The organism is Geodermatophilus sp. SYSU D00697, from assembly GCF_054050175.1.
The window spans coordinates 19,937-42,100 of sequence record NZ_JBJGYV010000039.1 but is presented as its reverse complement, the minus strand read 5'-3'; the positions used below and the strand labels follow the sequence as shown (position 1 = coordinate 42,100).

Here is a 22,164-nt window from a genome sequence, read left to right as displayed (position 1 = left end):
GGCCGGCCCCGGGCGCCGGGGCCGGCCGCGGGACGTCACTTGACCAGGGCGCCGGCGTCCACCGGCAGTGGCACGCCCGTGATGTACCGGGCGTCGTCGGAGGCCAGGAACACCAGCGCCCGGCTGATGTCGATCGGCTGGACCCACGGGATCGGCAGGGTGTGCATGGCCTGCGACCTCGGCTCGAAGTCCGCCCGGGTCGGGTTGGGGATGTCGGGGACGAAGACCTTCATCGTCTCGTCGTTCATGATCATGTCGGTCTCGACCTGGGTCGGGTGGATGCTGTTCACCCGGATCCGTTCCGGTCCGTACTCCACGGCGAGGGTGCGCATCAGGCCGACCACGCCGTGCTTGGCCGAGACGTAGTGCGAGATGTGCGAGTAGGCCTGCAGCCCGGCCGCGGAGCTGGTCAGCACGATGGCGCCGCCCTGGCCGCCCGCGAGGATGTGCGGGATCGCGGCCTTGCAGGTCTGCCACACACCGGTGAGGTTGACGTCGATCATCTGCTGCCAGACGTCGAGCGGCAGCTCGTGGGAGGCGTGCGGCAGTGACCCGATCCCGGCGTTGGCGGCCACGATGTCCAGCCGGCCGAGTTGGCTCACCCCGTCGTCGACCGCGCCGGCGAGGGCGTCGTAGTCCCGGACGTCGGCCTTCGCCGCCACGATCCGGCGGTCCAGCGCCTCGACCTCGCGGACGGTCTCCTGCAGCTTCTCCCAGGTGCCCGTCGGGTAGGGCATCCCCGGGACCTGCTCGCAGATGTCGACGGCGATGACGTCGGCCCCCTCCCGGGCGAGTTCGACCGCGTGGCTGCGCCCCTGTCCCTGGGCCGCTCCGGTGACGAAGGCGACCTTCCCCTCGAGCTTGCCCATGACGTCTCCCCTCGCCGATGTGGTGTGTGGCGCGTCACACTACGGGCCCTCTCCCGGTCGTTGCCCGGGTCCGGTCGGACGTCAGGTGTGGGAACTCGCCCGTGCCCACGCGGCGATGTGAGCCGATGCCGGCCGCGGCTCGATGCCGAGGGCCCGCAGTGGTCGGTCGCCCGCCTCCTCGCCGATGTCCATGGACAGCGCGATGCCCAGGACCGAGGCCAGTTCCGGCCGGCGTCGGCGCAGCGCCCGGGCGCCGAGGCTGAGCACCGGGCGGGGGACGACGATGCGGCGGAGCTGCGCGCCGAGGGCGCGCTCGAGGGCATCGACGACCTGGTGCCGGGTCAGCGCCTCGGGTCCACCGAAGTCCAGGGACCCCGGTGGGTCGGCCATCGTCGCCAGGCGGACGCACGCCTCGGCGACGTCGTCGGCCGCGACGTAGGGCACCGGCGTGTGGCCGCGACCGTAGATGACGGCCAGCCGCTTGTCCGGGCGGATGCCGGACTGCGGCCCGAGCCACACCTCCTGGAAGGCGGCCGGCCGCACGATGACCGACCGCACGGGTGATGCCTGCAGCAACCGCTCCGTTGCGCGCTTGGCGGCGAAGAAGGGCACCAGGGACACCATGGCGTCGGTCATGCCCTGCGCGGAGACGAAGACGAACCGGTCGACGCCGGCCGCCTCCGCTGCCCGGACCAGCGCGGCGTTGCCGTCGCGGTCGACCCGGTCGATGGACACGTCCGTCGCCCCTGCCAGCCTCCGGCCGATGCCGTTGGCGGTGCTGACCACCGTCCGCACCCCGACCAGCGCCCGGTCGAGACTGGGTGGGTCGGTGAGGTCGCCGACGCGGAGCTCGGCGGGCGACGACCGCAGAGCGGCGGTGTCGCTCCCCGGCCGCACCAGCGCCCGGAACGGGATCCGCCGTTCGGCCAGCCGGGCGGCGATCCGGCCGCCCAGGTCGCCGGTCGCGCCGCAGAGCAGGAGCTCACTCATGGCCTTCTCCCGAGGGTGCCGATGACCCAGGACGACACGGCCGAGGACCGCTGTCAACGCCCGTCGAGGTCCCCGGTCGCCGGTGCCGGTGACGCGGTCCGACGTCCCGAGCGCCGAGGTGGTGGACCCGGTCCCTCGGACGGTCCGGTGTCCCGACCCGGCGACGGGCCGGTCCCTCCGGACGACTGGTGGCGGTGGACGCCCGGCGCGGCGCAGGGGGAGTTCGCCGCGCGCGGCGGCGGTTACGGCACCGAGTATGCGTAGGGGTCAGGAGCTGTAGCCCCGGGACGCCGAGGCGTCGTGTGCCGACCGCTCCCAGACGTGGAGCTGCGCCGGTCCGTGCAGCTCCCTCGCGCGCCACCTCAGGAGGTGTTCCCGTGTTGCCGTTCCTCACGCTGTTGCTGGCCTGCCAACTGGCCGGTGAGGCGCTCGCTCGCGTCACCGGTCTCCCGGTGCCCGGTCCCATCCTCGGGCTGGTCCTGCTGTTCGCCGGTCTCGCGCTGCGCGGCCGCCCCGCTCCACGCCTGGAGGAGTCCGCCGACGGTCTGCTGGCCCACCTGAGCCTGCTCTTCGTCCCGGCCGGTGTCGGCGTCGTGCAGTACCTGCCCCTGCTGGCCTCCGAGTGGCTCGCGGTCAGCGCCTCCGTGGTCGGCGGTGCGGTGGTGGCCATCGCGGTCACCGGGCTGGTGATGCGCGCCCTGAGCCGCGACCCGGAGCCCGTCGACCGATGACGACCGACCTCCACGGCATCTGGGTCTACCTCGCGGAGACGCCGCTGTTCGGCCTGACGCTCACGCTCGCCTCGTACACCGCCGGCTCCTGGCTGCACCGGCGCAGCGGCTCCCGGGCGGTGCTCAACCCCGTGCTCCTGGCCGTGCTCATCACCAGCGTCGTGCTGGGGGTCACCGGGATCGACTACCGGACGTACTTCGAGGGCGCGCAGTTCGTGCACTTCCTGCTGGGCCCGGCCACGGTGGCGCTCGCCGTGCCGCTCTACCGGCAGCTGCCGCAGATCCGCCGGTTGGCCCTGCCGCTGCTCGCCGCCGTCGGCGTCGGTTCGCTGACCGCGATCGCCACCGCGGTCGCCATCCCGGCGGTGCTGGGTGCCGACGACCAGACGCTGTTGTCCCTGGCCCCGAAGTCGGCGACCGCTCCGGTCGCGATGGGGGTGTCCGAACAGCTGGGCGGTGCTCCTTCCCTGACCGCCGTGTTCACGATCCTCACCGGCATCACCGGCGCGGTGCTCGGCGGAGTCGTGCTCGACCTGGTCCGGGTCCGCGATCGCCGTGCCCGGGGGCTCGCTGTCGGGGTCGTCGCGCACGGGATCGGGACCGCCCGCACGATGCAGGTGCATCCCACCACCGGCGCCTTCGCGGGGCTGGGTCTGGCCCTCAATGCCGTGACGACCGCGGCGCTGGTCCCTCTCCTCTTCACCGTGGTGCCACCGCTGGCGCGACTGACGTCGTAGGTCCGGTGGGCGGCACCTCGTGGTCCGAGGACCCCGCGACGACGGGCACCGGAGATCGGCTGACCCGCGCCTGCCGGCCCGTCGGGGGGCGGCCCGGCCCTCCGTCGTCCGGTTCAGCCGCGCAGGTCCCGGCGGCCGTAGCCGACCAGGCCGGCGATGGCGAGTGCTGCTGCGACGGCGAGCATCCCGAGTGCACCGGGGAGGTCCCACGGTTCGGCGGGGACGTCGGCGAGGTGGGCGAACGGGGAGAACCAGCGGACCGCGCCCGGCCAGCCGAAGGTGTCGGCGAGCACCAGCAGCAGGTAGCCGCCGGCGGCCGGCGCGACCCCGAGCGGGAGCACCGCCGACGGGATCCAGCCCAGGGCGGCGAGCGCGGCACCGAGGCACAGCAGCGCCACGGGGAGGACCGACAGCGCGCCGGCCAGCGCGTCGGCCACCCCGAGTCCGGCGTCCACCCAGGCTGCCCCCGCCCACGCGGCCAGCCCCGCGGTGGCGGCCAGGACGACGGCGGCGAGGGTGACCACAGCCGCCTCCGTGGCGGCCCACCGGACGCGGGCGACGGGCCGGGAGTACAGCATGGCCAGGCGGCCGGCGCTCTCGTCGGCCGCGGTCGCGGCCACCCGGCCTGCGGCGAACGCCCCGATCGCGACGGCCAGGAGGGTGTACAGCGCGGCGACGTACCCCTGCACCGACCCGAGCTGGGCGAAGCCGGCCTGTGCGGCCAGATCGGCGAAGAACGGGTTGTCCCGCAGGAAGTCGGTCATCGCCGTCGCCAGCAGGCCGATGAGCAGGAAGTAGGCCGCCGCCCCGGCGGACCAGCCGGCCAGCGGGCCGCGGGTGCGGTGCACCGCCAGGCCCGGCAGCGAGGTCAGCAGCCGGCTGGGCGCCGCCGCCCGCTCACGACCGGCCAGCCGGCCACGGCCGACGTCGCGTCCGGCGGCGAGCCCGACGGCGGAGAGGGCCACCACGCCGACGAGGAGAGCGAGCACCAGGAGCGGCAGCGACCGGTCGGCGGCGAACGGCGCCGCGGAGCCGAGCAGCCCGAACGGGGTCAGCCAGGACAGCCAGGCCAGCGCCGGGACCTGGTCGGCCACCATGCGGGCCAGCAGGCCGCCCAGCAGGACGGCGACGGCCAGCCCGGACGCCGAGCGCCGGTCCGCGAACAGCTGTGCGGCGAGGACACCGAGCGCGGCGCCGACCATGCCGGTGCCGGCCAACCCCGCACCGAACAGCGACGAACCCAGCGGCCCCGCCCCGGCGAGGAGCAGGCCGAGCCCAGCGGCGGCACCGACGACGGCCGAGGCGGCCAGCAGCACGGCCAGGACCCGGACGACCAGGGTGGTCAGTCGCAGTCTCCCGGCCAGCAGCAGGTCCCACCGGCCGGCCTCCTCGTCCCCGCGGGTCAGCCGGGTGGCGGTCAGCGCGCCCCAGATGCCGACCAGGAGGGCGAGCACGGTGCCGGTCCGCCACACGGTGAAGCCGCCGGCGGTGTCCAGCCCGACCGGCGGGCCGAACAGCGTGCGGATGGCCGGGTTCTCCGCGAGGGCGGTCAGCGACTCGGTGCCGAGTGCGCCGTCCAGCCCCCGGTACTGCACCGCCACGAGGCCGACCATGCCGCCGCAGACGGCGGCGACCACCACGGTGCCGCGGCGGGCCTGCCGCGCAGCCGCCCGGGTGGCCGCCTGGCGGGCCGATGGCAGGGGTGGGAGAGGGGCCGAGGCCGCCAGCTCGCGGTCGGGACTGGTCCGGGTGGTCACGCCGGGACCTCGCCGTAGTAGTCGAGGAAGATCTCCTCGAGGCTGGGTTCCCGCATCTCCACGTGGGCGACGTCCGCCTCGCCGAGGGCCCGCAGGACGTCCCCGGGTGGACCCGTGAGCGCCAGCTCCACCCGCACCGCGCTGGGCCAGCGCAGATCGGTGACGCCGGGCAGGTCGGCGAGGCGCTGCAGGCCGGGCGCGGGCGCCACCAGGTCGACGACGATCTCGGCGCGGTGGAGGCGCCGCAGGTCGGCCAGCCCGGTGACCTCGACCAGCCGGCCGCTGCGCAGGATGCCCACCCGTGAGCAGGTCGCCTCGACCTCCGCCAGCTGGTGGGAGCTGAGGAACACCGTCTGTCCGCGTGCGGCGGCCTCGGCGATGCAGCTCCGGAACTCGCGTTCCATGAGCGGGTCCAGCCCGCTGGTCGGCTCGTCGAGCACGAGCAGCGGCGCCCGCGTCGCGAACGCGGCCACGAGCGCCACCTTCTGCCGGTTGCCGGTGGAGTAGGTGCGAGCCCGCCGGTCCGGGTCCAGGGCGAACCGCTCCAGCAGCTCGGCCCGGTGATGGGTGTCCGTACCGGGTCCGACGCCGGCCAGCAGGTCCAGGCACTCCCGGCCGGTCAGCGACGGCCACAGCGCGACGTCGGCGGGCACGTACGCCACCTGCCGGTGGGCCCGCTCGACGTCGCCGACCGGGGTGTCGAACACCCAGGCCGCCCCGGCGGTCGGCCGCAGCAGGCCGAGCAGCAGCCGGATGGTGGTGGACTTGCCCGCGCCGTTGGGGCCGAGGAAGCCGAAGACCTCACCCGGTGGCACGGTCAGCGACAGGTCGACCACCGCGTCGGTGCTGCCGAACCGCTTGCTCAGCCGCTCCATGCGCAGCGCGGGGGTGGACGATGACGGTGCGGACACGGAGCCCTCCTGGCAGTCGGGACCTCGACTGCCGACCAGGCTTCCCGGCGCACCGGAGGGAACAGTAGACCCGGTGGACACGCGCGGGAAGCCGCGGAGGCGCGGGCTGCGTCGGCGCGTCCCGCCGTCGTCCCGGGTCAGTGCGAGCGGACGACGACGAGGAGGTCCCCGCGCCGGACCGTCCCGAGCTGGGGGTCGTCGAACCGCAGCCGGCCGCCGTCGCGCACCACCGAGAGGACGACGTCCGGCGACTGCCGGGGGTCCTGTCCCACCTCCTCGGCAGTGGGCGGACGTTCGTGGAGGTCCAGGCCCACCCCGTGCTCCAGCAGGTCCTCCATCGCGGCCACCACGCGGGGGTTGTCGGGAGCCAGACCGAGGAGCCTGCCCGAGGTGGCCGACGTCGTGAGCACCGTGTCCGCCCCGGACTGTCGCAGCAGCGAGGCGTTGGCCTCCTCGCGGACGCTCGTCGAGATCCGCCCCTCGGGGTTGAGACGACGCGCGGTGAGCGTGATCAGGACGGCGGCGTCGTCCCGGTCCACGGCCACCACGACGGCGCGCGCCCGTCGCACGGATGCCCGCGCGAGCACGTCACCCCGGCCGGCGTCCCCGACGACGCCGGTGTACCCCGCGGCGTTGGCCTCCTCGATCGCCCGCGGGTCGGCGTCGACGACCACGACCTGGTCCGGCGGCGTACCCGTCTGCCGCAGGGCGCGGACCGCGTTGCGCCCCTTGGTGCCGTAGCCGCAGACGACGACGTGCCGCCGCACCCGCGAGGTGAACCGCCGGACGCGGAGCTCCTCACGCGAGCGGGCGGTCAGGGCCTCGAGCGTCGTCCCGATGAGCACGATGAGGAAGAGGACCCGCAGCGGCGTGATGACCAGCGCGTTGAACAGGCGCGCACCCTCGGTCACCGGGGTGATGTCCCCGTACCCCGTCGTGGAGAGCGTCACGGTCGCGTAGTAGAAGGCGTCCAGCAGCGACACCCCGCCGTCGATCGCGTCGCGGTAGGACCGCCGGTCCGCGTACACCAGGACCACGGTCAGGAGGAGCACCAGAGCGGCGATCGCCAGGCGCCGGGCGACCTGTCGGATGGGCGAGGTCTCCTCGTGGGCGAGCCGGACGCCCGTGTGCTCCGTCGGTGGGTCGCCCGCACCCCTCACCCGCCACACGGGACGTCCTCGCGGTCTCGGTCCGCCGGCCGCGGGGAGGTGCGGGTCACGGTCATGGGGGTCCTCCGGCGGTCGACAACGGACCGCCGACCAGACTTCCCGGCACACCCGGGCCGACCGTAGCCCCCCGGGCCCTCCGCTGTCAGGTGCCGGACCGGCGCTCGTCTCCCGACCCCCGGCGGTCGACCAGGACCCGGCGCCGTGGGTGTGCTTGTCCCGGCCGCCGGCGTCTGGTAGGTCAGGCGTCGGTGGCCGACGTCATTCCGAGGGTGTGGCGGTGGATCGGCCCTCGGACGGCGATCCACCGGACCGGCCATGCCTGCGTGGGCCGCCGTGTCCGGCCCCGGTGAGACAGGTCCCGACGCCGTCGACCGGGTGGCCCGGGAGGTCGCCGAGGCGTCGGCCGGTGAGCACGGGATGCCGGTCGCCCTGCTGGACGGGTATCTCACGGCCCTCTGGACGGTGGCGCGCACCGGCCGCCGGCTGAGCGTCGAGGAGGAACGGGCCTGCCGCCGGCTCGGTGGTGAGGCGGCGGCCGCGGGCCTGGCACTGCCCTCCGTCGTGGACCTGTACATGACCGCCTCGCGGCGACTGTGGCCCCGTCTGCCCGATCTCATGGCAGGGGTGCGGGGCAGGCCGTTGCGGCCTGCCGAGCTGGTCGGCCTCGGGGAGGCGGTGTGGAGGGCGGCGGACACCGCGCTGGCCGCGCTGGCCGCGGGCTACGTCGAGGCCCAGCGAGAGGTCGTCCGGCGCGAGGAGGCGTTCCGGCGGGAGTTCGTCGACGACCTGCTCAGCGGCCACCCCGACGTCGGCTCCCTCGTGCAACGGGCGGAGCCGTTCGGGCTGACGCTCACCGCCGCGCACGTCGTCACCGTCGCGGCCACCGATCGGCCGATCGACTCGGGCATGCAGGTGGCCGGTTCGTTGGCGGAGGACGTCCGTGCCCGGTTCGGGGAGCGGGGGTTCCTGGCCGTCGCCAAGGACGGGCGCCTGGTCTGCGTGCTCTCGCAACCACCCGCGACCGTCGGCGGCGATGCCGTCCCCGGCGTAGAGGAGCTGGCCGAGCTGGCCGGCCGGGCCGCCGCCCGGCTCACCCGGCGATCGCACTGGCGCGTCGGCATCGGACGGCCGCACCCCGGAGCGGGAGGCGTGCGGCACTCGTACCGGGAGGCCCTGGAGGCGATGGACCTGGCCGAGCGCCTGGGCCTCCCGCAGCGGGTCGTGCACGTCCGGGACCTGCTGGTGTACCGCGTGCTCGTGCGGGACGAGGCCGCGATGGCCGACCTGGTCCACGCCGTGCTCGGGCCGCTCATGGCTGCGCGAGGGGGTGCAGCCCCGCTCCTCGACACACTCGAGGCCTGGTTCGCGAGCGGGGGCAACACGTCCGAGACGGCCCGGCGGCTGCACCTGAGCGTCCGTGCCGTCACCTACCGGCTGCAGCGCGTGCAGGAGCTCACCGGTCACGACGCCGGCAACCCGGAGCACCGGCTGACGCTGCACGTCGCCGTGACCGGTGCACGGCTGCTCGACTGGCCGCGCCGGCCACTGCACGGGGACTAGCGCGCCCGCCGTTGCCGGACCCCGGCAGTTCCTGCCGGCCACAGACGTCCGCACCACGGCGCTGCGCGAGGGGGCAGGGGGTTCCTAGCCTCGCGCCATGCGCCGTCCGGACGTGCACCCGGCCCCCGGGGCGCCGCTGCCAGGAGGTGGGTCGCTCGCGAGGGACCACCGGCGGACCGGCTCGGTGCTCGCGGGCTCCGGGCCCGGACGGCCGTAGGACGGCGGCGTGTCCACGGTGTCCCACGAGCCGCCCGCCACCCCGGACCGCCGGCCCGGCTCGTCCGCCTGGGCGATGACCGTGCGCTGCAGTCGTGCGGCGTTCTCGGTGGGCGTGGTCTCCTTCGCGCTCATCGGCGCCCTCACCACCCCGCCGTACGTCCTCCTGGTGGTCGCGCCGACCTTCGGCCTGTTCATCGGCGGCGTGGTGGCGGTGCTCGACCCCGACTTCCCGGGGACCCGGGAGGCGCGCCGAGCGGTGCTGTTCTCGGGGATGTGGGCCGCACTGCTCGTGCCCTGCTTCGCGGGCCTCGGCGTCTTCGACACGGCCGGCACCGTCGCCGCACTGGCGCTCATGACGCTGAGCGTTGCTGCGGTGAGCGGCTGGGTCGTCCGCAGTTCCGGTCCCGGCGGGCACGGGGGCGACGAGCGGGTGGACGGCGCGCAGCTGCAGCAGCTCCTCCGCGTGCTGCCGACCTCCATGCTGCTCCACGAGTGGCGCGCGACCGCTGAGCACCTGCGGCCCGGCGCGGACCCGGACCGTCGAGCCGAGGCCGTCCTGATGCGCACCCTCCTGCTCGAGGAGCTCGCCCGGCGCGACCCGGTGGGCGTCGGCCACTGGCTGAGCGAGGGTGCCGAGGACGCGCCCGAGCAGTACCTGGGGGACGACCGGCAGGGGTCCTCGTGAGGACCGGACGGGCGACGAGTCGCCGGCCGGCCCGGCGGTGACGTCGACACCCGGCTGGTCCGGCGCCCCCTGACACCGGGTCGCGGCGGACCGGCTGCACGGGCGAGCACGCGGGCAGCCGGCCGGACCACCCGGCTCCCCGCCCACGGCCCGGTCCCTCGGTCTCCCTCCACCCCGGGGCGCAGTGCGCCGGCCGGTCCTCCTCAGCCGTCGACGGTCTCCATGCGGATCACGCGCCAGAGCCCGGTGCGGAACAGCAGGGTCTCGACGCGACGGTTCGCGTCGCGCAGCACGACCGCACCGCCCCGGGCCCGGCACGTGCGGTGCGCCGAGAGGAGGCTGGCCACGGCAGAGGCGGACAGGTCGTGCACCGCCGTCAGGTCGACCACGAGCAGCCGGGCCCCGGCGAGCAGGGCGTCGTGCAGCAGCCACCGGACGTCGGCCAGGCCATCGGCGAGCAACGCGTCGTCGAGCCGGATCGTCACCACGTCGTCCCTCGACGTCGTCCGCGGTCTCCGGGTCGCGCTGGCGTGGGTCATCGGGCCTCCCTCGTGCCGGTCCTCGTGCGGTCACCAGCAGGCTGGTCGGTCGACTCTGCGGTCCGGCGGCTCACCGCCTGGCGATCCCATGACGTCCCGCTGGTCGGGTGGGCGCGGTCGCTGTCGCGTCGATGCCCGCCGCGGCCGGCCCCGCGGCGTCCGTGCCCGCTGTGTGGCGTCCGTCTTGCAGTCGGGTGTCGACGGGAGGACATCGCGGTCGGCAGCACGGTGGCCGGGTAGCGGGCGGGGGAGGGCGCGGGCCTCGACGGACGGGGCCGACCTCGCCGGCGCCCCGCACCGACCCACCGGTCCGGAGGAGATCGCCATGCCTGGGTCCTCGTCGCGTTCCGTGGCGGCCATCGATGCCGACCTGCGCGCGCTCGGCGCCACCAGGAGGGCCGCGGAGGCCGAACTCGCCGAGGTGAGGCGCCGCCAGGGGGAGCTCGTCCACCGGGAGGGCGACCTCGTCGTGGCCGTCGACCTGCGTGCCCGGCGGATCGACGACCTGCTCGACGAGCGGCTGCGCGCCCTCGGCGGGGGTCGACCCGGTGCCGGGTCCGACCGGCCCGACAGCCACACCGAGGACGCCGGGTCGCGCGCGGCGACGGCTGTGGCTCCGGCGATCGCCGGAGCACCCCGGACGACGGGGACGTGACGACGTCGTGGCCGGCCGGGCTGGGACCTCCCCTGCGGAGCACGGGCGCGTTCCCGGCGAGTGTCATCGCATCGCAAGGCAGCGGCGCGTCCTTCGCAACGTCGGAGGCCGATCGTCGGAGTCGTCCGCAGGAACGGCTGGGAGTCCCCGAGGAGATCCTCATGGCCGGCACGGTCAGCCACGTCACGACAGGGCTGGAGACCACGGGGGACGAGGTGGTGCTCACTCTCGACGACGGCGTGCTGATCCACGGGATCGCCGACGTGCGCAGGCTCCTGGACGACGCACTGACGTCGGGGGCCCGGCGGCTCGTCGTCGACCTGACGCGGGTCCGGCTCCTGTCCAGCCCGGCCGTGACCTGCCTCCTGGAGGCGCACCGCACCTGTCGGGCCCGCGGGGGCGGGGTCGTCCTCCGGGGTGCCAACCGGCGCACCGAGGACCTCCTGCACCGCAGCGGGCTCTCGCGGCTCATCCCACTCGAGCGTGACCGCCGGTGGCCGACGGACCAGACCCGCCGGCTGCCTGCGGCCACCGATCTCCCGGAGCACAGCATGCTCACGACAGTGATCGCACTCCTCGTGGTGTCCCTCGGCGCCGCCGTGGTCGGGACGGTCGTCACCGGCCTGTTCTGGCTGACCCTCGTCGGGATCGCCGGGGTCCTCGGTACGGGCGCCGTCGGGGTGAGCAGGATCGGCGTCCCGCCGGAGGACGACGCGCCTGCCGTCGCCCGGAGGAGCCACCTGCGCCTGGTCGGCACCGGCCGCGGGGCGGCCCACAGCGGCGGGACCGCGGACGGCGAGTGCCGCCGGGCGGCGTAGTCGCCGGACGTGGGCCGGGCGAGGTGTCTCCTGCCGGCGCCGGCCGATGGTCGGCCCTCAGTCCGTCGGCGCCGCAGGGGGCGACGTGGTCGTCGGACCCCTCCCGGGCGGGGGACCGGTCACCTCGCAGCCGGCGCTGTTCTCCCGCAGGCGCTGCTGCAACGGCTGCAGCCGCCGGACCTCCTCGTCGAGCCGGGCGGCGTCCAGCGCGGCCGCGGCCGCCCCCAGGTCGTCGACGGCCGCGGCGATGTCCTGCGCGGCGTTGATGGCCCGCAGGCACGCCGCGTTCACCCGGGTCTCGGGCGTCCCGTCGGCGGGCTCCGTCGGTGGACTCCCCGGCGCGCTCGTCGGCCGGGGCTCCTGCGCCGTCGGCGGGACGGGCGGGTCCTGGCCGAGCAGGCCGACGAGGAGTGCACCGGCCACGAGGCCGACGACGAAGGTGCCGGCGGCCAGCCATCGCGACCAGGCTCTGCCCGGCCGATCGGCCCGCCGCTCCGGTGATGGGGCCTGGACCATGGGAGTCCCTCCACCAGACAGTCCCGGGAGGTCGGACGTACCCTGCCCGCACAGCGGTACGCACGACCCACGCCGAGTGGGAGGCCGCGGTGTCCTCACGGCAGTGGCCGCGCGCGTTCTCCTGGCCGGGTCGCGCCACTCGGGCGGTGGCCCGCGCCTGCCGGACGGCCGTGGTGGCCGGGCGGTGGCTCGTGGTCGTGGGCTGGGCCGCCGTCGCGGTGGCGGCCGTCGCGCTGCCGTCCTCGGGTGGCGGCGGTGGCGGCGACGACGTCGGGGCGCTGCTGCCGCCGAACAGTGATGCGGTCGCCGTCCAGGAGCGCAGCCTCGAGCACTTCCGCGTGCCGGTCCTCTCCGAGACCTCCGTGGTCGTCCACGACCCCGGCGGTCTCGGGCCGCTGACCCGCGCCGACGTCGCCCTCTGGGCGCTGGCGCACACACAGGCCTACCTCGACGGCGACGTACCACCGACCGGGGAGCAGATCGTCGCGGCGGTGCCGATCCCGACCTCCACGCCCCGGACCGCGGTCACCTACCTGTACGTGACCGGCGGGACCTCCCTGTCGGAGGCGACCTCGCTGGCGCGCCAGTACGCGAGCCACTTCCACAACCAGGCGTCGGTGCAGACCCACGTCACCGGCATCACGCCGGCGCGGGTGGCGCAGGCCGAGTACCTCGAGGCCCGGCTGCACGTGTTCGAGGTGGCGACCCTCGTCCTCATCGCCCTGGTCGTCGGGGCGACCTCCCGTTCCGTCGTCGCGCCGCTGGTGGTCCTGGTCGTCGCCGGACTGGCCTACGTCGTCGCCGTGCGTGTGCTGGCCGCGGCGGCCGGGGCGTTCGGCTTCGCGCTGCCCGACCAGCTGCGACCGCTGACCGCGGCGCTGCTCATCGGGGTGGTCACCGACTACTGCGTGCTGTTCTTCTCGGGCTTCCGCCGGCACCTGGACCGGGGACTGCACCGGCACGAGGCGGCCCGTCGCGTCGTCCTCACCGAGGGCCCCATCGTGGCGGTCGCCGGGGTCACCGTCGCCGCCGGGACGGCCGCCCTGCTGGCCGCCGACTTCGACCTGTTCCGGGCCTTCGGCCCGGCGCTGTCCCTCACGGTGGTCGTGGGGCTGCTCGTGTCCCTCACCCTCGTCCCGGCCGTGCTGGCGGTCCTCGGGACCTGGCTGTTCGCGCCCTCCCGGATCGGCGGGGGTCGGGCGCTCGAGCACAGTGGCGGCCGGGGTACGCGGTGGCTGGCCCGGCAGGTCTCCGGCCGCCGTGGGGCGGTGGTCGCGCTCGTCCTGGGCCTCGCCGTCCTCGTCCCCGCTTCGCTGCCGGTCTCCGACCTGCGCCTGGGGGTCTCCTTCACCAGCGGCCTGCCCGGTGACGACCCGGTGGCGCGCGGGGCCCGGGTGCTCGACGAGTCCGGGGTCCGGGGCGTGGTGGCACCGACGGAGGTGCTCCTGGAAGGCGAGGGCGTCGCCGGGCAGCGGGAGGCACTCGTCCGGTTCCAGGAGGAGCTGGCCGTCCAGCCGGGCGTTGCCGAGGTCCTCGGCCCTGCCCAGAACCCGCTGTCCGAGGAGTACGGGATCGTGTTCTCGCAGGACGGCACCGCCGCCCGCTTCGTCGTGTTCTTCGACAGCGACCCCCTCTCGGCCACCGCCATCGCCGACCTGGGCAGGCTGCAGGACCGGGTGGACCTCATGCTCGCCGAGGCCGGCGTCGAGGGCGTCACCGTCGGGGTCACCGGCCAGACCGCGATCGCCGGAGAGCTGGCGGCCGTGACCCGCGACAACCTGCAGCGCACGTTGATCGCGGTCCTGCTCGTGGAGCTGCTGGTCCTGGCGCTGTTCCTGCGTTCGCTCGTCGCGCCGGTGGCGCTCCTGGCGCTCAGCGTGCTGGGGGTCGCGGCCGCGCTCGGACTGACGGTCCTGGTCTTCCAGGGCGTGCTCGGCCAGCCGGGGCTCACCTTCTACGTCCCCTTCGCCACCGCCGTCCTGCTGCTGGCCCTGGGCTCGGACTACAACGTCTTCGCCGTGGGGGCCATCTGGGACCAGGCCGCCCGCCGGCCCCTCGCCCAGGCGATCGCGGTCGCCATGCCGGCGTCGGCGCGGGCGATCAGCGCCGCGGGGATGATCCTCGCCGCGACGTTCGCGATGGTCGCGATCATCCCGTTGAGCACCTTCCGCCAGGTGGCGTTCACGATGGCGGTGGGGCTGCTCATCGACACCTTCGTCATCCGGCCGGTGCTCACCCCCGCCGTGCTGACGCTCCTCGGCCGCACCGCGGGATGGCCGAGCCGGCGCATCCGGACCACGGCCGGTCGTACGCACGCGGGTGAGCAGTCCGGGCTCCTGGAGGAGGAGGCCGAGCGGCGGCGCGCCGACGCGGCCGCGGCGCCGGTGGCGTCCCGCGGGCGGTCGGGGTGAGCGGCGACCTGCGGGACGCGCCGGCGACCGCCACACCGCCGTCCCCGGACGCCGGAGGTCGCCGACGGACCGCAGCACTGGCGCTCACCGTCGTGCTGGGCACGGTCCTGCTCCTGTGGAGCGGCGACCGGCTGGCGCGCTGGGGAGCGGAGTCGGTGCTGGCTCGCGCCGTGCAGGAGCAGACCGGTGTCCTCGAGCGGCCGACCGTCACGCTGGAGGGCGGCGGACCGGTGCTGTTGCAGGCGCTGCGGGGGCGCTACGACGCCGTCGCGGTCGACGTCGACTCCCTGTCGTCCGGTCCGCTGCGGGTGGAGGACTACACGGCCGACCTCGAGGGCGTGTACCTCTCCTTCCACGACCTCCTCGACGGCAACACCGCCCACGTCCACGTCGAGCGGGCAGCCGAGGCGGCCTTCCTGACCTACGACGACCTCGACCGCTACCTGCGCTTCGCCGGCCGCGACCTCGACGTCGAGGCGGCGGACGGCGGACGGCTGCGGGTGAGCGGGACGGTCGACGTGCTCGGCGAGGTCCGCACGGTGTCCGCGCTGGTCGGTGTCGGCACCGAGGACGCCGCGCTCGTCCTGCGGCCCACCCGGCTGGAGGCCGCCGAGCCGCTGGACGGCCTCTCGGAGCTCCTGGTCAGCCAGCGGTTCACCGTGCGGGTGCCCCTGGACCCACTGCCGTTGGGGCAGGTCGTGGAGGAGGTCCGGGTGCAACCGGGAGGCGTGGCGATCCGCACCTCGGGCACGGCCGTCCGTCTCGGTTCGTGACGCGGGCGGGTCATCCCGGGCCCCGTGGCTTGCAGAGCGATGACGCTTCCGCGATCCGGCGAGATCGACCCGTTCCCGCTCCTACCGTCGGACCATGGAGACCAGGACGACGCGACACGGGCGGATCTCCTCGGGAGTGCTCGCCGGTGCCCTGCTGCTGATGCCGATCGCCGCCTGCGGGGACTCGACGGAGCCCGCGGAGGTCGACGCGACACCCGACGTCACCGCCACGGAGACCGCGGCCCCCGAGGAGACGGACGGCGGGGCCGACGTCACGGTCCCGGAGGACACCGCGGCCACCCCGGAGCCGGGAGGGACCGACGGCACGACCGACCAGACCGACGGAACGGACGCCGACGTGGACTGCTCCGGCAACTCCTGCTCGGTGACCCTGTCGGGGGACGGCGCCGAGGCCGACGTCCTCGGTACCCGGGTCGTGCTCGGCGGCGTCGAGGACGGCCGGGCGACGGTCCGCGTCGGGGACCAGGACCTCTCCTGCGGTCAGGGCGAGAGCGTCTCGGCCGGTCCGCTGACCCTCGCCTGCTCGACGGTCACCGAGGACACCGTCACCCTGACGGCCTCGCTCGGCTGACCGGGTCCGGTACGCCGCGCCCCCGATGAGGTCACGAGGTCCGGTCCCGGCTCTCCCGGACGTAGCCCTCCGGCGGGTCCTCGGGAGCCTCGGCCAGCCAGCGGCCGACTCCGACCGGGTCGCGCCGGCGGAGCTCGTCGATCAGCAGGCCGCGCAGCCGGATGCGGTCCTCGGCGTCCTCGCCGCCGGGGACCGCCTGACCGGCGGTGTCCCGCCACTCCTGGAACAGGACCTCGACCGGCAGCGTGCGCAGGAGGACCCGCAGCGAGCCGTCGTCGGGCTCCGGAGCCGCGTCGTGCCCGGTCGGGGGTGGGTCCGCGACGGCGCAGGAGGCCGCCCAGCAGCCGAGGACGACCGCCACCCCCAGGACGGCGCCGACGAGCCCCAGGGCACCGAGGCCGAGGGGCGCCGTCCCGGCCACGGCCGCCGGCAGCACCGCCATCCGGGTCGCCGGCACCGCGGGATGGGGCAGAGGTGGCAGGTCGGCGTCCGTGCACCGGCTCAGCAGGCGTACCGGCACCCACGCCAGGACGGCACACCCCGCGCCGAGGAGGAGGGACGTCTGCGGGCTGGTCACCGCGCCGAGCGCCGCGACCGATCCCAGGAGGACCAGGCCGGTCCGGCGCAGGACACGGAGCGTGCTGCGCAGGAGCTGGAGGACCGGCGACGAGACCTGCGGGGCGCTGGTTGCCATGCGTTGCTCCGTCCTGGGGCGAGCACGTCCTCGTCCACACGGGACGTGCTCGTTCGGCAGGCGGTCCTCACCCGCGTCGGCCAGATGTCACGCACTCGTCACCGAACCCGCACCGGTGCAGCCCGGCAGGTGCCGGTTCAACGCGGCGTGGAGCTGCCGGTGGGGGTGGCGTCGTCCTCGCCCGGCGTGCCGGAGGGGACCGACTCGGCCGGGGCGACCGACCGGTAGTCGTCGCGATCGACCGGCAGGTCGGTCAGGCCGTCGTCGGTCGGCACCTCGACGGGCGCTCCGTCCACGGTGAAGCGGACCGCGGTGACCGTGGGCAGGTCGGTCAGTGTCCAGACGACCTGGGCGACCGCGAGGAGTTGGTTGCCGCCGGTCAGCCCGGTGAAGCCACGGGTCACCGCGACCGTGGCCACGGGGTCGGGCAACGGCTGCTCGACCCCGACCAGCTCGGGCGCCAGTGCGGTCCGGATGCCCGTGCCCACCTCCGTCCGGGTGGGCCCCTCGACGAGCAGGTCCAGCGCCGCGGCCGTCGTCCCCGCGTCGGTGGTCCGCTGCACCGGGGCGAGGTCGGCTCCACGGACGAAGAAGACCGTGAGCCGTGGTCCCACGGGACGACTGTCGGCACCGACCTCGACCGACGGTGGGGCCGCCGTGGTGACCTGCTCGGGCTGGTCCTGGGGGCGGACGCCGCACCCGGCCAGCAGCACGGCGGCGACCAGGAGCCCCAGCGACCGCGGCAGTGTGCCGCTGACGGGTCTCACGGCTGCGGGCGCGCCGGCAGCTCGACGACGAACCGAGCGCCCCCGTCGGGGCTGTCGCCCACCCTCACGGTGCCTCCCATCGCGTGGACGTGCCGGGCCACGAGGGCCAGGCCGAGCCCAGCCCCCTCGCTGCGGCTGCGGATGGTGCCGCTGCCACGTGCGAAGCGGTCGAAGACGCGGTTGCGCTCGCTCTCCGGGATGCCGGGGCCACCGTCGTCCACCAGGACGCACGCGGTGTCCTCGCCGCGCGCCACGGTGATCCCGGTCAGCCCGCCGCCGTGCTTGTCGGCGTTGTCCATGAGGTTGCCCAGCACCCGCTCGAGTCGCCGCTTGTCGGCGTGGATGAGCACGTCCTCGGCGTCGGCACGGACCTCGAGGCGGGCGGTCGGGCGACCCGCGAGCCTCCTCCGGACCAGTGCCTCCTCGACCAGCGCGGCGAGGCGGACCTCCTCGACCACGAGGTCCGTGCTGCCCGCGTCCGCGCGCGAGATCTCGAGCAGGTCGGCCACGAGGCGTTCGAACCGGAGCACCTCCGCGCGGAGCAGGGCCAGCCCCTCCTGCCCGTCGGGCGGCAACCGGTCAGCGGTGGCCTCCACCAGGTCGACCGCGCCGAGCATCGCGGTCAGCGGGGTGCGCAGTTCGTGGCTCACGTCGGCGGCGAAGCGGGCGTCGGCGCGGACCCGTGCCTCCAGGTCGGCCACCGTCCGGTTGAAGGAGGAGGCGATGGGGGTGAGGGAGGGGTCCCCGCGCGGATCGATGCGGGCCGACAGGTCCCCCTCGGCGATCGCCTCCGCTGCCGTGGCGATGCGCTGCAAGGGTCGCAGGGTGGGGCCGGTGACCCACCAGCCGACCGCGAGCGCCGGGGGCACCAGTGCCACGACCGCCACGGTCAGCACCGCGGCGAGGACCCGGTAGGTGCGGTCCAGCTCGTCGAGCGGGAACACCTCGAAGTACGCCTGGTCCAGCCCGGCCAACGGCAGCCCCACCGCCAGCATGGTCGTGTCCTGCACGGCGATCCGCTGGCGTGCCGGGGCACCCCCCACGACTCTGTCGGCGAGCGCGACCGGGATGTCGTCGCGCCCGACCAGCAGCGACGTCGTCACCCACTCACCGTCGTCGACGTACAGGGAGACCGACCCGCTCTCCCGCGGGAGCTGGGCCAGCAACTGGGGGACCGCCAGTCCCTCGGTCCCGAGCGCTCGCTGCACCTGCGCGGCGTTGTCGGTGGCCTGGATCAGCGTGGCCCGTTCGCGCTGCAACAGCAGGTACTGCGAGACCGCGATCCAGACGGCCACCGCGAGGACGGCGGCGAGCACCAGGGTCACCGTGGTGAACGCGAGGGTGGCCCGACCCCGGAGGCTCCGTGGTCGCGGTACCTGTCGTCGACGTCCCGGCGCCGTTGCCCCGGGCGGGGCGTCGGCATCGCCCGCTGCCGCCGGGGCGGGGCGGGACCGGGTGGCGGTCACCCCGGGACGCGGTATCCCATGCCGCGCACGGTGGTCACCACGGTGGGGTTGCTGGGGTCCTCCTCGACCTTCTTGCGCAACCGCCGGACGTGCACGTCGACCAGTCGCGAGTCGCCGAAGTAGTCGTACCCCCAGACCCGCTCCAGCAGTTGCTCCCGGCTGAGCACGCGGCCCGGCTCGGTGGCCAGCTCGCACAGCAGCTTGAACTCGGTCCGGGTGAGGTTGACCGGCTCGCCGTCGCGGGTCACCGTGCCGTCCTGCGGGGCGATCTCCAGGTCGCCGACCTCGATCCGCACGCGTGGTTCCGGGGCGCGGGTGCGGCGGCTCAGCGCGCGGATCCGCGCCGACAGCTCCTTGGCCACGAACGGCTTGGACACGTAGTCGTCGGCGCCGGCCTCCAGGCCTGCCACCACGTCGTGGCTGTCCCCCCGGGCCGTGACCATGATGATCGGGACGTTGGACGTGCGACGGATCTCCCGACAGACCTCGAAGCCGTCCTTGCCCGGCAGCATGAGGTCCAGCAGGACCACGTCGAAGTCCCGCTGGGCCAGGTGCTCCAGGCCTGCCTCGCCGCTGTCGGCCTCGACGACCTCGAGACCCTCACGCTGCAGGGTCATCGCGACGACCCGGCGGACCCGTGGGTCGTCCTCGACGATGAGCACCGATCGGGGCACGTCGGTGAGTGTGCTCACTCGTCCCTCCGTCCACCAGCCTCAGGGCGACGCCGACAGCACCGCCCGAGGTGCGTCCGGATGGTCGCGGGAGGTCATCGGTCCCGGACACGGTGATGGCCGGGATGTCGCGCGATCGTCATGTCGCCCGCCTGACCGGGCGGGGGGCTGTGACCGGCAGGTGACGGCCAGGGTCAGCGTGCGGGGCGCAGCTCGAAGAAGGCGACCTGCGGCGGGGCGTTGACCCGGATGGGCACGACGCTGAAGCCGATGCCGCAGGTGACGAACAGCCGGTTGCCCTCGGCGCCGTGGTCCTCCGGCGCCCATCCGTCGGCGACGATGCGTTCCTCGCTGGTCAGCGCGAGGTAGCCCCAGTGCGGCGTGCCGGGCAGCGCCACCTGGCCGCAGTGGGTGTGCCCGGCCAGGGTCAGCGGGGCACTGCCGGGCGGGAGCTCGGGGAACACGGTCGGGTTGTGCATGAGCACCACCCGGGGCGCCTCGTCCGGGACGTCGGCGAGGGCCCGGTCCACGTCGGCCAGGCCCGGGAGGTCCGCGCCGACCCCCACCACGTGCAGCGTGTCCTCGGGCCGGTCGCCCAGGCCGGGCACCGGTACCGCTTCGTTGCGCAGCACGGGCACCCCGGCGTCCTCGAGGGCACCGGTGAGCTCGTCGGCCGCACCGACGGCGTGGTCGTGGTTGCCGAGGACGGCGACGGTGGGGATGCCCGACGCGAGCAGCGGGTCCAGCAGCTCGAGCAGCGTGTCGATCTGGTCGGCAGCGCTCGGATCGGTGCTGTAGAGGAAGTCGCCGCCCAGCAGGGCGACGTCCGGCTCGGCGGCCACGACGGTCCCGATCGCCCGCTCGACCATGCCGGTGTTGGCCAGCCACATGCCGAGCTGGAAGTCGGACACGACCGCGACCTCGGTGCCGGCCAGGCGCTCACCGAGGCGCGGCATGGGGACCTCGGCGCGCTCCTCGTCGAGGACCAGCCGCGGTTCCACCAGGACGCCGTAGACCAGCAGGAGCGCCAGCAGGACGCCGAGCACGGCTGCGATCCGTCCGAGCCGGTGGGTCATGTCGCGCTCCGTTCGTGGGTGCGGCCCCGGACGGCGTGGCCGGCCCGCGGCAGGAGACGCGCGCAGGCGCAGATCCAGACCGCGCCGAGCAGGAGACCGGCGAGCACGTCCGTCGGGTGGTGGGCGGCGGCGTACACCCGGCTGACCCCGACCGCGGCCGGGACGAGCACGGGCAGCACGAGCACCGTCCAGCGCCCTCGACCGCGGCCGTGGGCGAGGGCCAGGACGGCCATCGCCCCGTAGAGGGCCACCGCCGCAGCGACGTGCCCCGAGGGCCAACTCGCCGCCCGCGGGAGCCCCGAGGTCAGGTCCGCGACCGGCGGACGCACCCGCTCGACGGCCTCCGCGGTCAGCCAGTACAGGACGACCTCTCCGAGCAGCGTGACGCCGACGAAGACGACGGGGCGCCAGCTGCCCGTGACCGCCAGGGCCGTGACCGCCAGCGCGAGCCCGACGGCCACGACCGTCCGCGCGCCGGCGAGGGCTCCCACCGCGTCCATGACGGCGGTCAGGTCCGGGCTGCGCACCTCGACGAACCAGGCGACGACCGTGCGGTCCCACCGGTCCACCCAGGTGTCGGCCAGGGCCCCGGTCACGAGCAGTCCCAGGGCGGTCAGGGTGGCCACGACGGCCGCTGCCACGGACAGCAGCCGGAGGGCGGTCTGCGCGGCCCCGCGCGTGGGCGGCGCCGGTGCGGTCGCCAGGTGGGCGCCCTCCTCCGGCGGGACGTCGAGGGGGTCGAGGGCTTCGTCGGGCCGCACTCCGCGCTCGTGCTGCCACCCCCGGAACGCCGCGGTCGTCGCCGCCAGCCAGCCCGCCCCGAGCGCCCACCCGGCGAGCACGTCCGAGACGAAGTGCACTCCCAGGGCCAGGCGGGTGAGGCCGACGACGACCACCAGGACCGCCGTGGCGGCGACCAGCCACGGCCGGGTCCGACGGCGCACCGACGGGAGGGCCACGAGCAGCACGACGCCCCAGGTCACCAGCGCCGTCATGGCGTGCCCGCTCGGGAAGCTGGCGTTGGACGGCGTCTCGACGACCGGGGACTCCACCACGGGCCGGGTCCGGTCCACCACCGCCTTGGTCACCGGACCGAGCACCGCCAAGCCCACACCCGTCGTGGCGACGAAGGCCGCCAGTCGCCGGTGCCGGCGGATGAGCAGGAACACCGTCATCAGGGTGAGGACGAGGACGGCCACGCCCGTGCCGCCGAGGTCGGTGACCGCGGACAGCACCGCCACCAGGAGGGGGGAACGGCTGACCCACTCGTTCAGCCCCGCCGCGACCCCGGCGTCCACCGCCGCCAGGGGCGACCACGAGAGCCGGACCAGCAGCCACAGCAGCAGGAACGGGACCACGCCGACGACGACGGCTGCCCATCCCAGCAGCGAACGCAGCCCGAAGCGGCCCATGCCGGTGGTGTCGGCGGCCGGGCTCCGGGCGGCGAGGTCCGATCTCATCGTCCCGTCTGCGTGCCCCCGATCGCCGTCCTCATCCGAGGGGCCGGCGTTCGTCACCGACTCGACAAGGAACCCGGGGAACGGCGCGGTCGACGGAA

At 75.2% G+C, this 22,164-nt stretch carries 22 protein-coding genes; 9 read left to right on the top strand and 13 right to left on the bottom strand.

The window, feature by feature from the left end; all coding sequences use genetic code 11:
• Positions 1-35 precede the first annotated feature (35 nt).
• Both ACI79C_RS22900 and ACI79C_RS22895 read right to left on the bottom strand, forming a co-directional pair.
• Entirely contained in the window at positions 36-869 is an 834-nt protein-coding gene (locus tag ACI79C_RS22900; protein ID WP_456947996.1) for a mycofactocin-coupled SDR family oxidoreductase, read from the bottom strand.
• 81 nt (positions 870-950) lie between these two features.
• Complete coding sequence (locus ACI79C_RS22895) at positions 951-1,859, bottom strand: SDR family oxidoreductase (protein ID WP_456947995.1); 909 nt, start codon at positions 1,857-1,859, stop codon at positions 951-953.
• A gap of 377 nt (positions 1,860-2,236) precedes the next feature.
• Between ACI79C_RS22895 and ACI79C_RS22890 the strand changes: the two genes are divergently transcribed.
• Both ACI79C_RS22890 and ACI79C_RS22885 read left to right on the top strand, forming a co-directional pair.
• Entirely contained in the window at positions 2,237-2,590 is a 354-nt protein-coding gene (locus tag ACI79C_RS22890; protein ID WP_456947994.1) for a CidA/LrgA family protein, read from the top strand.
• Positions 2,587-3,327 carry an LrgB family protein gene (locus ACI79C_RS22885; RefSeq protein ID WP_456947993.1) on the top strand — a complete coding sequence of 247 codons (741 nt, stop codon included), beginning with the start codon at positions 2,587-2,589 and terminating at the stop codon, positions 3,325-3,327. Before ACI79C_RS22890 ends, ACI79C_RS22885 begins: the two co-directional genes overlap by 4 nt.
• Positions 3,328-3,440: 113 nt before the next feature.
• On the opposite strand, the gene ACI79C_RS22880 is transcribed toward ACI79C_RS22885, so the two are convergent.
• The 3 genes from ACI79C_RS22880 to ACI79C_RS22870 form a co-directional block, all read right to left on the bottom strand.
• A complete protein-coding gene (locus ACI79C_RS22880; RefSeq protein WP_456947992.1) occupies positions 3,441-5,084 on the bottom strand; it encodes a hypothetical protein in 1,644 nt (547 codons plus the stop codon).
• Entirely contained in the window at positions 5,081-5,995 is a 915-nt protein-coding gene (locus ACI79C_RS22875; protein ID WP_456947991.1) for an ATP-binding cassette domain-containing protein, read from the bottom strand. The genes ACI79C_RS22880 and ACI79C_RS22875 overlap by 4 nt, the downstream gene beginning before the upstream one ends.
• Before the next feature lie 137 nt (positions 5,996-6,132).
• Complete coding sequence (locus ACI79C_RS22870; protein ID WP_456947990.1) at positions 6,133-7,164, bottom strand: potassium channel family protein; 1,032 nt, start codon at positions 7,162-7,164, stop codon at positions 6,133-6,135.
• 315 nt (positions 7,165-7,479) lie between these two features.
• Here ACI79C_RS22870 and ACI79C_RS22865 point away from each other — a divergent pair, with 315 nt between their 5' ends.
• Together ACI79C_RS22865 and ACI79C_RS22860 are read left to right on the top strand one after the other, a co-directional pair.
• A complete protein-coding gene (locus ACI79C_RS22865; protein ID WP_456947989.1) occupies positions 7,480-8,724 on the top strand; it encodes a PucR family transcriptional regulator in 1,245 nt (414 codons plus the stop codon).
• Between the two features lie 226 nt (positions 8,725-8,950).
• Entirely contained in the window at positions 8,951-9,628 is a 678-nt protein-coding gene (locus ACI79C_RS22860) for a hypothetical protein (RefSeq protein ID WP_456947988.1), read from the top strand.
• Between the two features lie 203 nt (positions 9,629-9,831).
• Here the strand turns inward: ACI79C_RS22860 and ACI79C_RS22855 are convergent, their stop codons facing one another.
• Positions 9,832-10,167, bottom strand: a complete 336-nt coding sequence (locus tag ACI79C_RS22855; protein ID WP_456947987.1) for an STAS domain-containing protein — start codon at positions 10,165-10,167, stop codon at positions 9,832-9,834.
• Positions 10,168-10,492: 325 nt separating this feature from the next.
• Here ACI79C_RS22855 and ACI79C_RS22850 point away from each other — a divergent pair, with 325 nt between their 5' ends.
• Together ACI79C_RS22850 and ACI79C_RS22845 are read left to right on the top strand one after the other, a co-directional pair.
• Entirely contained in the window at positions 10,493-10,822 is a 330-nt protein-coding gene (locus ACI79C_RS22850) for a hypothetical protein (RefSeq protein ID WP_456947986.1), read from the top strand.
• A gap of 161 nt (positions 10,823-10,983) precedes the next feature.
• The gene (locus ACI79C_RS22845; protein ID WP_456947985.1) at positions 10,984-11,640 is read left to right on the top strand and encodes an STAS domain-containing protein; all 657 of its coding nucleotides are present in this window, start codon (positions 10,984-10,986) and stop codon (positions 11,638-11,640) included.
• Between the two features lie 57 nt (positions 11,641-11,697).
• On the opposite strand, the gene ACI79C_RS22840 is transcribed toward ACI79C_RS22845, so the two are convergent.
• Positions 11,698-12,156 (bottom strand): hypothetical protein, encoded by a 459-nt coding sequence (locus ACI79C_RS22840; RefSeq protein WP_456947984.1) that lies wholly within the window; start codon positions 12,154-12,156, stop codon positions 11,698-11,700.
• A gap of 89 nt (positions 12,157-12,245) precedes the next feature.
• Here ACI79C_RS22840 and ACI79C_RS22835 point away from each other — a divergent pair, with 89 nt between their 5' ends.
• The 3 genes from ACI79C_RS22835 to ACI79C_RS22825 all read left to right on the top strand — a co-directional run bounded on the left by ACI79C_RS22835 (position 12,246) and on the right by ACI79C_RS22825 (position 15,932).
• Positions 12,246-14,567 (top strand): MMPL family transporter, encoded by a 2,322-nt coding sequence (locus ACI79C_RS22835; protein WP_456947983.1) that lies wholly within the window; start codon positions 12,246-12,248, stop codon positions 14,565-14,567.
• Positions 14,564-15,340 carry an LmeA family phospholipid-binding protein gene (locus ACI79C_RS22830; RefSeq protein WP_456947982.1) on the top strand — a complete coding sequence of 259 codons (777 nt, stop codon included), beginning with the start codon at positions 14,564-14,566 and terminating at the stop codon, positions 15,338-15,340. Before ACI79C_RS22835 ends, ACI79C_RS22830 begins: the two co-directional genes overlap by 4 nt.
• Before the next feature lie 94 nt (positions 15,341-15,434).
• Entirely contained in the window at positions 15,435-15,932 is a 498-nt protein-coding gene (locus tag ACI79C_RS22825) for a hypothetical protein (protein WP_456947981.1), read from the top strand.
• Between the two features lie 31 nt (positions 15,933-15,963).
• Here ACI79C_RS22825 and ACI79C_RS22820 read toward each other — a convergent pair whose 3' ends face one another.
• From ACI79C_RS22820 to ACI79C_RS22795, 6 genes are all read right to left on the bottom strand, one after another.
• A complete protein-coding gene (locus tag ACI79C_RS22820; protein ID WP_456947980.1) occupies positions 15,964-16,626 on the bottom strand; it encodes a hypothetical protein in 663 nt (220 codons plus the stop codon).
• Positions 16,627-16,763: 137 nt separating this feature from the next.
• Positions 16,764-17,393, bottom strand: a complete 630-nt coding sequence (locus ACI79C_RS22815) for a GerMN domain-containing protein (protein WP_456947979.1) — start codon at positions 17,391-17,393, stop codon at positions 16,764-16,766.
• Entirely contained in the window at positions 17,390-18,718 is a 1,329-nt protein-coding gene (locus ACI79C_RS22810; protein ID WP_456947978.1) for an ATP-binding protein, read from the bottom strand. The genes ACI79C_RS22815 and ACI79C_RS22810 overlap by 4 nt, the downstream gene beginning before the upstream one ends.
• 137 nt (positions 18,719-18,855) lie before the next feature.
• A complete protein-coding gene (locus ACI79C_RS22805) occupies positions 18,856-19,551 on the bottom strand; it encodes a response regulator (protein ID WP_456947977.1) in 696 nt (231 codons plus the stop codon).
• 173 nt (positions 19,552-19,724) lie between these two features.
• Positions 19,725-20,606, bottom strand: a complete 882-nt coding sequence (locus tag ACI79C_RS22800; protein WP_456947976.1) for a metallophosphoesterase — start codon at positions 20,604-20,606, stop codon at positions 19,725-19,727.
• Positions 20,603-22,066, bottom strand: a complete 1,464-nt coding sequence (locus ACI79C_RS22795) for a phosphatase PAP2 family protein (protein WP_456947975.1) — start codon at positions 22,064-22,066, stop codon at positions 20,603-20,605. The genes ACI79C_RS22800 and ACI79C_RS22795 overlap by 4 nt, the downstream gene beginning before the upstream one ends.
• Positions 22,067-22,164 lie beyond the last annotated feature (98 nt).

What these genes read in the sequence shown, in the direction of transcription:
- ACI79C_RS22900 (WP_456947996.1), bottom strand. Translation starts at nt 869, where the DNA reads ATGGGCAAGCTCGAGGGGAAGGTCGCCTTCGTCACCGGAGCGGCCCAG.
- ACI79C_RS22850 (WP_456947986.1), top strand. Translation starts at nt 10,493, where the DNA reads ATGCCTGGGTCCTCGTCGCGTTCCGTGGCGGCCATCGATGCCGACCTG.
- ACI79C_RS22845 (WP_456947985.1), top strand. Translation starts at nt 10,984, where the DNA reads ATGGCCGGCACGGTCAGCCACGTCACGACAGGGCTGGAGACCACGGGG.
- ACI79C_RS22840 (WP_456947984.1), bottom strand. Translation starts at nt 12,156, where the DNA reads ATGGTCCAGGCCCCATCACCGGAGCGGCGGGCCGATCGGCCGGGCAGA.
- ACI79C_RS22865 (WP_456947989.1), top strand. Translation starts at nt 7,480, where the DNA reads ATGCCTGCGTGGGCCGCCGTGTCCGGCCCCGGTGAGACAGGTCCCGAC.
- ACI79C_RS22795 (WP_456947975.1), bottom strand. Translation starts at nt 22,066, where the DNA reads ATGAGATCGGACCTCGCCGCCCGGAGCCCGGCCGCCGACACCACCGGC.
- ACI79C_RS22855 (WP_456947987.1), bottom strand. Translation starts at nt 10,167, where the DNA reads ATGACCCACGCCAGCGCGACCCGGAGACCGCGGACGACGTCGAGGGAC.
- ACI79C_RS22895 (WP_456947995.1), bottom strand. Translation starts at nt 1,859, where the DNA reads ATGAGTGAGCTCCTGCTCTGCGGCGCGACCGGCGACCTGGGCGGCCGG.
- ACI79C_RS22800 (WP_456947976.1), bottom strand. Translation starts at nt 20,606, where the DNA reads ATGACCCACCGGCTCGGACGGATCGCAGCCGTGCTCGGCGTCCTGCTG.
- ACI79C_RS22885 (WP_456947993.1), top strand. Translation starts at nt 2,587, where the DNA reads ATGACGACCGACCTCCACGGCATCTGGGTCTACCTCGCGGAGACGCCG.
- ACI79C_RS22820 (WP_456947980.1), bottom strand. Translation starts at nt 16,626, where the DNA reads ATGGCAACCAGCGCCCCGCAGGTCTCGTCGCCGGTCCTCCAGCTCCTG.
- ACI79C_RS22825 (WP_456947981.1), top strand. Translation starts at nt 15,435, where the DNA reads ATGGAGACCAGGACGACGCGACACGGGCGGATCTCCTCGGGAGTGCTC.